The organism is Plantibacter sp. Leaf314 (genome assembly GCF_001423185.1).
Lineage (GTDB): Bacteria > Actinomycetota > Actinomycetes > Actinomycetales > Microbacteriaceae > Plantibacter.
In genome coordinates, this window is sequence record NZ_LMOB01000001.1 from 873,647 (window position 1) to 885,612 (window position 11,966).

Annotated in this window: 10 protein-coding genes; 3 read left to right on the forward strand and 7 right to left on the reverse strand. The window is 69.9% G+C overall.

Annotation, left to right across the window (positions count from 1 at the left end):
* Nucleotides 1-68 precede the first annotated feature (68 nt).
* Nucleotides 69-965, forward strand: a complete 897-nt coding sequence (locus ASF68_RS04120; protein ID WP_056007182.1) for a hypothetical protein — start codon at nt 69-71, stop codon at nt 963-965.
* A gap of 52 nt (nt 966-1,017) precedes the next feature.
* Complete coding sequence (locus tag ASF68_RS04125; protein WP_056007185.1) at nt 1,018-2,493, forward strand: glycosyltransferase; 1,476 nt, start codon at nt 1,018-1,020, stop codon at nt 2,491-2,493.
* Here ASF68_RS04125 and ASF68_RS04130 read toward each other — a convergent pair.
* From ASF68_RS04130 to ASF68_RS04155, 6 genes are all read right to left on the reverse strand, one after another.
* Entirely contained in the window at nt 2,414-3,622 is a 1,209-nt protein-coding gene (locus ASF68_RS04130) for an acyltransferase (protein WP_056007187.1), read from the reverse strand. The genes ASF68_RS04125 and ASF68_RS04130 overlap by 80 nt on opposite strands.
* A 53-nt stretch (nt 3,623-3,675) precedes the next feature.
* Nucleotides 3,676-4,968 carry a CDP-glycerol glycerophosphotransferase family protein gene (locus tag ASF68_RS04135; protein ID WP_056007190.1) on the reverse strand — a complete coding sequence of 431 codons (1,293 nt, stop codon included), beginning with the start codon at nt 4,966-4,968 and terminating at the stop codon, nt 3,676-3,678.
* A gap of 67 nt (nt 4,969-5,035) precedes the next feature.
* Entirely contained in the window at nt 5,036-5,920 is an 885-nt protein-coding gene (locus ASF68_RS04140) for a glycosyltransferase family 2 protein (RefSeq protein WP_056007193.1), read from the reverse strand.
* A complete protein-coding gene (locus ASF68_RS04145; protein ID WP_056007196.1) occupies nt 5,920-6,747 on the reverse strand; it encodes a CDP-alcohol phosphatidyltransferase family protein in 828 nt (275 codons plus the stop codon). Before ASF68_RS04145 ends, ASF68_RS04140 begins: the two co-directional genes overlap by 1 nt.
* A complete protein-coding gene (locus ASF68_RS04150) occupies nt 6,748-7,815 on the reverse strand; it encodes a glycosyltransferase family 2 protein (protein ID WP_056007199.1) in 1,068 nt (355 codons plus the stop codon). It abuts the gene before it with no gap.
* A gap of 120 nt (nt 7,816-7,935) precedes the next feature.
* Entirely contained in the window at nt 7,936-9,618 is a 1,683-nt protein-coding gene (locus ASF68_RS04155) for a S1C family serine protease (RefSeq protein WP_082498476.1), read from the reverse strand.
* A gap of 158 nt (nt 9,619-9,776) precedes the next feature.
* Between ASF68_RS04155 and ASF68_RS04160 the strand changes: the two genes are divergently transcribed.
* Entirely contained in the window at nt 9,777-10,973 is a 1,197-nt protein-coding gene (locus tag ASF68_RS04160) for an aminotransferase class I/II-fold pyridoxal phosphate-dependent enzyme (protein ID WP_056007205.1), read from the forward strand.
* 60 nt (nt 10,974-11,033) lie between these two features.
* Here the strand turns inward: ASF68_RS04160 and ASF68_RS04165 are convergent, their stop codons facing one another.
* Nucleotides 11,034-11,930 (reverse strand): glycine betaine ABC transporter substrate-binding protein, encoded by an 897-nt coding sequence (locus ASF68_RS04165; RefSeq protein WP_056007208.1) that lies wholly within the window; start codon nt 11,928-11,930, stop codon nt 11,034-11,036.
* Nucleotides 11,931-11,966: the final 36 nt, after the last annotated feature.

Consider the following 11,966-nt stretch of genomic DNA (forward strand, 5'->3'; position numbering starts at 1 on the left):
GCAGCAACCGTCGGCGGTCCTGAAGGACCACGACGTAGACTGGCCGCCCCGCCCACGAGGAGGCCGACATGACCGGACCGCAGCAGGGACCGGTTCCCGGTCCCGCCCACTACCCGAACCCCGCAACGCAACAGCCGATGCTCCCCGAGCCCGGGTGGGTGCGGGCCCTCGACCGCGTCCTCTGGGTGCAGCGGCCGGTGGTCGTGGCCCACATCCGGTCGATCCGACGTATGTACCCCAACGCGACGGCCGATCAGCTGATCCGCGTTCTGGAGCGTCGATACCTCGCGACGGTGACGACGACCGGCGCCGCCGTCGGTGCGACCGCCGTCGTGCCCGCCATCGGGACCGCGACGACCCTCGCGCTCTCCGGCGTCGAAACGGCCGGCTTCCTCGAGGCCACGGCGTTGTTCGCGCAGTCGGTCACGGAGGTCCACGGCATCGCCCTGGCCGATCCGGTCAGGTCCCGCGCGCTCGTCATGACGATGATGCTCGGGAAGGCCGGCACCGACCTCCTCCGCAACTTCGGGTCCCAGGCGACCGGCAAGGGCATCCCCCGACAGGCGTTCTGGGGTCAGACGATCACCCAGGGGCTGCCCTCGATGATCGTGGGACCGGTCGCAGATCAGCTGCGGGTGCGGTTCGTCAAGCACTTCGCCGCGAGCGGCGGCGCCGGCGTCATCGGCAAGGCCCTGCCGTTCGGTGTGGGCGCGGCCGTCGGCGGTATAGGCAACCACCTCCTCGGACGGCAGGTGGTCCGTGCCGCGCGCCAGGCGTTCGGACCGGCGCCGTTCGTTGTTCCGCTGGACCTCGAACCGCGGATGCGCGCGGTCACCGGCACGTCCCGCCTCGGCAGGTTCCGCGACCAGGTGTTCCGCCGAACTGGGCAGCAGGCCATCGAGTCCGGCCCTGGCGCGCCGGGCCACCCCGCAGGCCCTGCCCAGGACCCGCCAGTCGGTCCGTGAGTCGCTGCAGGCGATGCGGCATCTCTCCAGGTCCGTCGCGTAGCGTCGAGTCGTGAAACTTCCCTTCCTTCGCCGTTCCCAGAGCCTCCTCCCCGAAGGTCGTCACTTCGCGGTCACGTGGGGCCTGACGGACGACTTCGGGGGGATGACCGAAGCGATGTTCCACCGTTCGCGGGCGTTCGTGCGTCTGGCCGGTACGCCCGTCGACATCCTCACCTTCGACCAGCGACCGGACTACCCCGCCCTCGAGCAGCGGCTCCGATCCCGTGGTGACCTCGTGGACGACATGCGGATCGTCAACCTCTACGACTGGTTGCGTTCGAACCCGCTGCCGGGTGGCTCCCTGGACCTCGAGCGGTATCCCTTCACGCCGCTCCCCACGGTCGACGACGGCACCGAGCGGCGCCGCGGCGAGGCCGTCCTGAGCCGGGAGCGTCGCGACGACGCCGGCCAGGTTCTGCAGGTCGACGTCTACCGCACCGACGGCACCCTCCTCCTCTCCGACCGCCGCGACACCAAGGAGCTGGGCACGAAGGGCGGCCGCTCTGTCGTGTTGTGTGACGAACACGGTCAGCCGGTGCGCGCCTGGGGTCGGATCTGGTCGCTGTATCGGGCGTGGTTCGACGCGATCACCGCCGGGGCCCCGGCCTGGATGATCGTCGACAGCAAGACCACCGCCCCGTTCGTCCTCAGCTATCGCAACCGGAACGTGGTCACGGCGCATGTCGTGCACGCCTCCCACCTCCAGGGCACCGAACGACCGCACGGTCGACTGCGGGAGTCGCGGCGCGCGGTCTTCGAGGCACTCGACGACTTCGACCTCGTCGCCCTCCTGAGTGAGCGTCAACTGGCCGACGTGCGGACCATGCTCGGTGACCACGCTTCGCTCGCGGTCATCCCGAACTCGCGCGACCTCGTCGAGAAGCACGTCGCGCAAGCGGCGCGCCCCCGTCATCGCGGGATGTTCCTCGGGTCGCTCACGGCGCGCAAGCGCCCCGCTCACGCCATCCGGGCCGTCCTGGCAGCGACACCCGCCGTCGGCACGCCTCCGACGCTCGACGTCTACGGCGGCGGCGAGCTGCTCGGCGAACTGCAGGCCATCCTGACCGCGGAGGATCCCGAGCACCGCATCGTCCTCCACGGCTACGACCGCTCGGCCCGCGAACAGCTCGGCGCCGGCTCGTTCCTCGTCATGACCTCGACCTCGGAAGGCTTCCCGCTCGTCCTCGTCGAGGCGATGGCGGCGGGCTGCCTGCCGATCGTCGTCGACGTTCCGTACGGACCGGCCGACATCGTCACCGATGGACGCAACGGGTTCCTCGTCCCGTCCGCCGAGCCGGCCGTCGTCGCCGCTGCCATCGAACGGCTGCTCGCGCTCCCCGACCACGAGGTGGACGCCATGCGCCGCCACGCGCGGACCACCGCCGAGCAGTACGACGACGAGGCCGTCACCCGTCGGTGGGCTCAGGAGTTGCGCGCGGCCGATCGTCGGAAGAAGCGGAAGGCGCTCGTCCCCCGCGTCGGCTGACGGCCCACGAACGCACCGCTTCCGTCTGCGCCTGGACGGCCCGGCCGACGCGACGCGCGAGGCCGTGTGAGGGCCGCTCGACGAGCTGGAAGAACGCGGCGGCGACCAGCAGGCTGAGTGGGACACCGACGATGCCGACCAGCCACCAGCGTGCATCACCGAAGGAGAACGCCAGCGTCGCCAGGATCGGCGCGTGCACGAGGTAGAGGCTGAACGACACTTTCCCGAGCCACAGGACCGGTCGGACCTCGAGCAGTCGTCGGGCGAGCGGGCTTCCGATGGCGACGACGATGAGTCCGGCCGCACCCACACCGGAGAGCCCCCAGAGCGCCTGGCCGAGCGACGAGGACGACTCGACGAAGGGACGGGACAACCAGCTGGCCACGAGGAGCAGGGCGGAGACGCCGGTCAGGATGCCCCACTGCCACGGGCGTGACCGCTCCGCCGCCCAGGCCCGGAGGCTCTCGAGCCGGACCGCGATCAACGTACCGATGAAGAAGGCCGGGAGGTACACGGCGGCGTCGACGCCCGCGACGCGACCGACGACCATCACGACCGACATGAGTGCCGCGATCGGCCACGCCCAGCGACGGAGCAGCCGTGCAAGCAGGACGGCGACGGGCAGGAGGAGCGTGAAGATGAGTTCCCACCGCAACGACCAGAGCGTGTTGACGAGCGTGTAGCTGACGGGCGTGAGGGTGGCCTCCGACAAGAGGTGTAGCGGGTCCACGCTCGTCGCGTTCGCGTTGGCGATCCACTCACCGGTCGTGACCGAGGCCTGATCCCGCGGGATGAGCAGGATGAGCGCGGCCGCGAAGAGGAGCGCTCCCCAGACCGGCAGGTACAGCCGCACGAAACGGGCGGCGAAGAAGCCAGGCCAGCTCGCCCCACCGCGCAACAGCGGCAACGCCACGACGAGGCCGCTCAGGACGAAGAACACCTGCACTGCCTCGGTTCCGGCGAACAGCAGCTTGAGCGGCGTCTCCGTCGCGATGTCCCACGCCGGTTCCGAGATGCGGCCGGTGGCGAAGGGTCGCGCCAACAACGACACGTGGTAGAGCACCACGACGACGCTGGCGACACCACGGACTCCGTCGAGGGAGGCCAGGCGCCCGGAGGACGGATTCACCTGCCCGACCCTACGTGGTTCTCCTGGGCGCGGACTCAACGATCCGGCGCGCCTCAGGCTCGATCCTCGTCGTCGTCCTCGTCCTCGTCGTCCTCATGCTCGTCGAGCTCCGGGCGGTCACCCGCGTGAAGGAGCGCGAACCGGTCCCATTCCGCCATCAGGTGCTCGATGGCCTCGTGGAACCGGGCCGTCGTCACCCCGGGAGTCGTGTCGCCGAAGTAGTACTCGACCCAGTGATGCAGCCGTGCCACGGTGTCCGGATCCTGGAGCAGGCGGTCGATGCCGCCCACGATGTCCGACGCGTCCGACGCGTCGAGCCACTCGCAGGCCGAGAGGTATCCTCCGGTGTCGATCTCCGCCTCGGGATGCACCGGACGCGTGATCATGAGGGGTTTCCCGCTGGCCAGCCGGTCGTAGACCATGGCGGAGATGTCGACGATCGCCGCGTCGGCCGCCGCCAGTTGCCACCCGAGTTCGGCGCCGGTGTCGACGACGTGCTGGGCGGAAGCGTCCGTGCGGTTCGCCTCCTGCAGGGCGGACATGATCTCTCGGTTGGCACTGGCGTAGGACGCGTCGACGACACCGCTCCGCGGGTGCGGCCGGTACACGACACGGTGACGGCCCGTCGCGATGAGTGCCCGGACGAGGGCGACGCCGTGACTGGCGATCGACCCGTACGCGGCGGCCGCGCGATCCCCTTCCCAGGTCGGGGCGTAGAGGACGACGATCCGCTCGTCAGGCGTGTACGGCAGCGCTCCCGAGTAATGGTCCGCCTGTGGACGGCCGATCATGATCGCGCGCTTGTCGAAGTCGTAGTCCCAGAGCACCCGCTCGAGTCGGTTCCTCGCGGCCTGACCGGCGATGAGGCTGTAGTCGTAGGCCTTGAACTGGTTCGTGGTCATGTACATCTTGTCGCTCTCGCCATGGTTGACGAACACGTGCCAGCGGGAACCGTACCGGAACATCTGGAAGTTCCTGGCGTTCTGGTTGACGTACAGCACGACGCGGATGTCCTGCTCGGCGAGCGTCCGTTCGAGCGCGACGACCGTCCGGACGTAGGCCGTGGGGACGGGCGACTCCTCGAACAGCTTCGCGGCCGCCGTCGCTCCGCGGCTGAGGATGAGAACCGGCCAGCGCTTGGAGAGCTCGGCGAGCGGGCGGTACCACTGCCGGATCTGGTACATGTTCACGGCGCCATCGGCGAAGTACACCGCCACCTTGTAGCGGCCGGGTTCGATCACGGGAGCCGCCTGCATCTGGACGGCGAGGACGGCTCTCGCCCGCCGGTTGGCGAGCAGGTCCCGCGCCAGGGTGATGGCACGCCGACCGTCTCTGATCAGTCCCACGTCAGCTCCAGCATCCGTCAAGCGTAACGACGCCAGGTCACAGTGGGGTCACGACGGTGCCCGGTGGTCAGATGACCGGAGGCCGGCCCGCTCTGGCCATCCGCCAGACCGTCCGCCAGCGCAGTGGCCGGCGTCCGCCCGGGTCGGTCCTCCACCCCTCGCGCCACCCACCGAACCAGGGCCGGAGCGCCTCGGGCTTGCGCCACCACCGCGCGATCTGGATCGCCGTCCAGGAACCGACGTAGAGCGGGACGAACGGGAGCGGGAGGTTCCGCCGGGCGAGCCAGACGCGATTCCGAGCGTTCAGGCGGTAGTACGCGGTGTGTCTGGTCGGCTCGGTGACCGGGTGGTTGGCCTCGAGCGACGCCTCGTACCAGGCGCGCCTCCCCTGATCCCAGACCCGCCAGGCGAGTTCGATGCCCTCGTGTGCGTAGAAGAACGGCTCGGCCCAACCGCCGACGGCGTCGAACACCCGGCGAGGCAGGAGGACCGCCGCCTCGAGGCAGGAGAAGACCGCGCTCGAGTGCTGTGGATCCTTGTCGCGGGTCCTGGGCACCCAGCGGGACGGCGTCGGGACACCGGTCGCGTCGGCGAGCCTGGGCTGGAGCAGCCCGATCGACCGGTCGGCGTCGAGGATCGCGATCGCGTCCTGGAGGAACGTCGTCGACGGGATGGTCGCGTCGTCGTCGAGGAAGAAGATGAACTCGCCGTTGACGGTGGCGGCACCACGGTTGCGACCGGCGGGGATCCCGAGGTTCTCGGCCAGCGCCAGCCCACGCACCCCCGATGGGAGCCCGGACGGTTCCCAGCCGTTGCCGACCACCACGACATCGAGTTCGACGCCACGCTGGGCGAGCACGCTCGCGACACCGGCGGCCAGCTCGACGGGCCTGGTCCCCTGCGTCAGCACGACGACGCCGACGGATCGGGTGACCGGGATCGGTCCCGACATCACGCGCGCAGTCGATTCGACGAGACGATCGCGACGAAGTGGCCGACGACCGTCAGGAGGGCCAGCGGCACGAGGACCGCGAGGGTCCACCGCATCGCCTCGACGTCGCCGACGAAGAGTCCGACGACGGATGCCGCGAAGACGACCATCGTGAGTTCGACCGAGTGGAAGAGGCGGTGGAACGGCAGGAACCGCGCGACCCGTCTGGCCATCGCGAGGACTCCCCCTCGTGGTGCCGACTCCTCCGTCGAGTACGTGAGCTTGGGGGCACCGAAGCCGGCGCGGGCGACGCGCACCATGTCGTTCAGGGCCTTGTTCAGCACGACGAACAGGGCGAGCGCGAACCCGAGCGTGATCCAGGTGAGGTCGGCCGGTGCGTCGACCGGCCATCCGGCCGCCCGGACACCGAGCGCGATGGCGATGAGCGACTCGGTCGAGTAGTGTCCCACGGAGTCGAGGAACGCTCCTGCGGGACTGGACGTCCTGCGCCACCGCGCGACCTCGCCGTCACAGCAGTCGACGAGCATCTGCGTCTGACCCAGGACGAGGGCGAGCGCGGCGCCGCCGAAGCCCGGGATGAGCAATGCCGCAGCAGCAGCCCAACCGGTGAGGATCATGAGTCCGGTCACGCCGTTCGCGCTGATGCTGGTGCGCAACAGCAGCCAGGTGACGTACGGCGACAGGTCGCGGAGGTAGAGGTCCGCCGTCCAGTGTTCCGCGTTCTTGCGGGCTCGGACCTCGGGGGGCTGCGCCACGGCCCGGAGTTCGGCGATCGTCCGCGGCGGGGTGAGCCGCGGACCCGGAGCGTCTGCACGAGGATCCGACATCTAGACCGCCTTCGGTGGGTTGCGCAGAGCGGAGATGTCCTTCGCGAGCGAGCCGTAGCCGAGCACGAAACCGGTGCCCCAGCAGAAATGGATGCACGGGAGCACGACGAGCATCCACAGGCTCGTGCGCACCCCGTCCCGGCCGGTGACGACGATGCTCGCGAGCAACACGATGAGCGCGTACCCGATCGGCGCTGCGAACCCGATCAGGAGCCACGGCGGGATGCCGGAAGCGAGCTGGAGGAGTCCGCCGAGACCGAGCAGGGTGCCGAGGACGATCCCGAGTACGAGGACCGGCGGGGCGAAGTATCTGAGGGTGCCGCGCGTGGGGAAGCTCCGACTGAGCTCGCCGCGCCAGAGACCGGTGGAGAAGAACTGACGGGCAAGGGCGCGCAGGCTCGCCCGCGGACGGTACACGACACGCAGCTCGGGGGTGAACCAGACGAGACCGCCCGCGTGCTTGATGCGGCGGTTGAGCTCCCAGTCCTGCCCGCGCTTGATGCGCTCGTCGAACATGCCGACGCGCACGAGCATCTCGCGGTCGAACACGCCGAGGTAGACCGTGTCGGCCGGCCCCTCACGCCCACCGACGTGGTGCGGCGTGCCGCCGAGTCCCACCCGCGAGCCGTACGCCCGTGCCACCGCCGTCTCGAACGCAGTGCGCCCGCGGGCGTCCATGATCCCGCCGACGTTCTGCGCACCGGTGCGCAGCATCGTCTCGACGGCGATCCTGGCGTAGTCGCTCGGGAGCTCCGAATGCGCGTCGACCCGGATGACGATCGGATGGGTCGACGCCGAGATGGCGAGGTTCAGCCCGGCCGGGGTCGAGCCGACGCGGTTCTCGAGCACGTGGATGCGCGGATCAGCGGCCTGGAGCGACCGGACCAGTTCCGTCGTCCCGTCGATGCTCGGACCGACGGCGATCGTGATCTCGACGTCGCCCGCGTAGTCCTGCGCGAGCAGGCTGTCGACGGCTGCTCGAACGTGCCGTGCGTCGTTCAACACGGGCATCACGTAGGAGACTCCGGGCAACGACGGTGCGTCGGCCTGGCCTCGGTCGTTCGACATGTGGGGTTCACTCCGTGATTCGTTCGATCGAGCCTAGCAGCCGGTCGCGGGCCCGGGCCCGGACGCGGAGACGCCCGCACGGTGCCGTGCGGGCGTCTCCTGGACTGCGGGTCGCGAGCTTCAGAGCGCGAGTTCCCCGAGGGTGACCTCGGCGCTCTGCGAATCGCTCCCCCGGGTGAAGGTGACCTTCGCCGTCGCCCCACCGGCGAGCGCCCGGACCTGCGCGGTCAGGTCGTTCGCTCCGGTGATCGGCACGCCGTTGAACTCCGTCACGACGTCGCCCGACTTCAGGCCGGCGGCCTGGGCGGCACCGTTGTCGGTCACCTTGTCGATGAGCGCTCCGGCGACGGTGCTCTTCGCGTCGCTCGCGGCATCCTTCACGGTGGCGCCGAGCAAGCCGTGGGTCGCCTTCCCCGTCTTGATGATCTCGTCCGAGACGCGCTTGGCGATGTTGGCGGGGATGGCGAAGCCGACGCCGATGCTCCCGCTCTGCGAGGACGAGTCGGTGCTCCCGGCGCTCGCGATGGCGACGTTGACGCCGATGAGCTTCCCGGTGCCGTCGACGAGTGCGCCACCGGAGTTGCCGGGGTTGATCGCCGCGTCGGTCTGGATGACCGCGATGGAGATCGAGGAGGTCGGCGCCGTCGGCGTCTTGCCCGGGACGTCGAAGTTCCAGGGGCTCTGGTTGTCGCCGTTCGGGTCGTCCGAGCCACCGTCGTCGCCGGAACCGGAATCCGGCACTGCGGACGAAGCGACGGTGATGCTCCGGTTCAGGGCGCTGACGATCCCGTCGGTCACCGTTCCGGCCAAGCCGAGCGGTGCGCCGATCGCGACGGCCGTCTCGCCGACGTTGAGCTTGTCGGAGTTCGCGAACTCCATCGGGCTGAGGCCGGATGCGTCTTCGAGCTTGATGACGGCGAGGTCGTAGACGGGGTCCGTGCCGACGAGCTTGGCGGAGTACAACTTGCCGTTCGCGTCCGTGACCCGGATGGTCGGGTCGGCGACCTGACCGTCGAGGGTCACGACGTGGGTGTTCGTCAGGACGTACCCGTCCTTGCTGAGCACGATGCCCGAACCGGTACCGGCGCTCTGGCCTCCTTGCACCGACAGCGTCACGACGCTCGGCCCGGCCGTGGCGGCGATGGCCGTCGTGAGGCTGACGTCGGCATCGTCGTTGATCGCGAAGGCCTTCGATCCGGCCTCGTTGCTCGACACGCTGGACTTCGTCGCGTTCGTCACCCAGAGGGTCGCGCCCGCGCCGGACGCGCCGCCGATGAGGGCTCCGACCGCGAGCATCGCGACCATCCCGGCGAGCGGGCGGTTCGTCTTCTTCGGGCGGGGTGCCGCCGGGGTCCCGACGTGCTGCTGCGCGTAGGGCGACGCACCGTAGGCCCCGGGCTGCTGACCGGGCTGGTACTGCCCCGTCCCGGGCTGGCCGGACTGCGGGTGGCCTGGCTGTGGGTGCCCTGCCTGCGGCTGGGCGGGCTGCTGCTGGTAGGCGCCGTACGCGTTCGGCTGCGGCTGACGCGTGAACGCCGCGCTCGGATACTGCGACGGCTGCTGGTAGGGAGACCCCTGCTGCGGCGACCCGAGCGGCTGCTGCGCGGCCTGGCCGTACAGCGGCTCGGTCGGCTGCGTCGCCGTCGGCGGCGGGAAGTACGCACCGGCCGTCGACGGCCGGGTCTCACCCGCGGCGGCGGGACCGCCGGCCTGCTCAGCGGCTGCGGACTGCGGCGTGGTCTCCCCGGCGGGGGTGGACTCGGGGTGTTCGGCGGGCTGCTGTCCGTCTGCGGGTTCGGTCATGGTGGTTCTGCTCCTTCCAAGCGCAGTCAGCTTCGCGCGCCGAGCTGTGTGTTTCATTCGCACGGGCTGTACGCGGGCTAGGTCTTCGCCGCAAGCCGCCGTGGGTGATGTCCTAGATTGGAGGCGGCCTGTCACTCAGGCCGCGGAGGGAGATCGACATGGTGGTTGACGGACCCTGGCGCCGCACTGCGGAGGGCGCCGGACTCGTGGACGAGGAGGGCGCCGTCTCCTCGACGATCTTCGCCGAGATGAGCGCCCTCGCCCTGCAGACCGGCGCGGTGAACCTCGGCCAGGGGTTCCCCGACGAGGACGGACCGGAATCCGTCCTCGCCGAAGCGATCGCCGCGATCGAGCGTGGCGAGAACCAGTACCCGCCGGGCCCCGGCACCCTCGACCTCCGCACCGCCATCGCGGAGCACCAACGACGCTCCTACGGTCTCGACCCCGATCCCCAAGGAGAGGTGCTCGTCACGGCCGGAGCGACCGAGGCGCTCGCCGCCTCCCTGCTCGCCCTCGTCGAGCGCGGTGACGAGGTGGTGACCTTCGAACCGTTCTACGACGCGTACGGCGGCCTCATCGCGCTCGCCGGGGGCAGGCACCGGACCGTGAAGCTGCGCGCACCGGACTTCCAACCCGATCCGGAGGAACTCCGTGCCGCGGTGACCGACCGGACGCGGATCATCCTGGTCAACACGCCGCACAATCCGACCGGCACGGTCCTGGACCGGTCGACCCTCGAACTCATCGTCGAACTCGCCGACCGCCATGACGCCCTCATCGTGACCGACGAGGTCTACGAACACCTGACGTTCGACGTCCCCCACGTCCCGATCGCGACCCTTCCGGGGGCCGCGGAGCGCACGCTGACGATCTCCTCGGGCGGGAAGACCTTCAGCACGACGGGCTGGAAGATCGGTTGGCTGACCGGCCCCCGCGAGCTCGTCGCAGCGGTGTCGACCGTGAAGCAGTACCTCAGCTATGTCAACGGCGCCCCGTTCCAGCCGGCGATGGCGACAGGGCTCCGACTCCCAGACGCCGCCTTCACCGCGATCGCCGACGGCCTCCGGGGAAAACGCGACCTCCTGAGCGAGGGACTCTCCGCAGCCGGCTTCGAGACGTTCCGACCCGACGGCACCTACTTCATCGTGGCGGACGCGGCGCCACTCGGCCATCGCGACGCGGCCGCGTTCTGTCGCGCCCTGCCGGAGCTCGCCGGCGTCGTCGCCGTGCCGTTGTCGGCGTTCTGCCTCGACCGGCGCGACCCGGACTATGCGTCACTCGTCCGATTCGCGTTCTGCAAACGCACCGAGGTGCTCGCGCGCGCCGTCGACGGACTCGCGCGGCTCGCACGCTGACCCCGGTGCCGACGACGACGGGCACCGGATCGCTCCGGTGCCCGTCGTCGTCGTGAGCCGCTACTTCGTGAGCGAGTCCACGTACTCCTGGTTGTCGCTGATCCACTTCTCGACCACCGGCGCGTAGTCCTTCGAGTCACCCTCGTTGAACATGGCGTTCTCGAGCGAGAACAGGCGTTCGGAGTCGAAGTCGAAGTCCTTCAGCCATCCGGCGAGCGTCGGGTACTCCTCGGCGAAGTCGGCCTTGCCGAAGCTATGGATGCCTTCGGCGTCGCCGAGCGCGCCCTTCGGGTCCTCGAGGTCCTTGATCGGGAACGCGTCGTAGGCCCAGTGCGGACGCCAGAGCGTGACGGCGATGTTCTCGCCGGCATCGGTGGCCGCCTTGAGCTCGGAGAGCATCGCGGGAGTACCGGAGGTGAGGAACTCCCAGTCCTCAAGACCGTACTCGGGGATGACCTTGTCCTGGGTCGCCTCGGTGAGGCCGGCACCCGGGTCGATGCCCACGAGGCGGTTGTCGAAGAGGTCGGCGTTCGCGGCCAGGTCCTCGAGGGAGTCGACGGGAGCGTCCTCGTTCACCGCGATCGTGAGCTTGGCGTCGGTGTTCCAGGCGCCGAGGTCGACGACGTCGTCCCCGAACTTCTCGATGTAGCTCGCGTGGGTGGTCGGCAGCCAGACGTCGAGCGTGAGGTCGTAGTCGCCCGTGCTCAATCCGGAGAACACCGGGGCCGGCTCCGCCTCCTCGAGCGTGACGTCGTAGCCCTGCTCCTCGAGCACGGCCTTCCACAGCTCGGAGGCGGCGATGCCCTCGTCCCAGCCGCTGAAGACGGCGATGGTCACGGCCTGCTTGTCGCCGTTCTCGAGCGTCTCGTCGGAGGCGCCTGCGGAGCAGCCGGAGATGGCGAGCGTCGCCGCCGCCCCCGCTGCGATGGTGGTGGCGATCTTGGTGCGGTACTGCATGTTCGATGATTCCTTTCGTCCCGCGAACGGGGATCG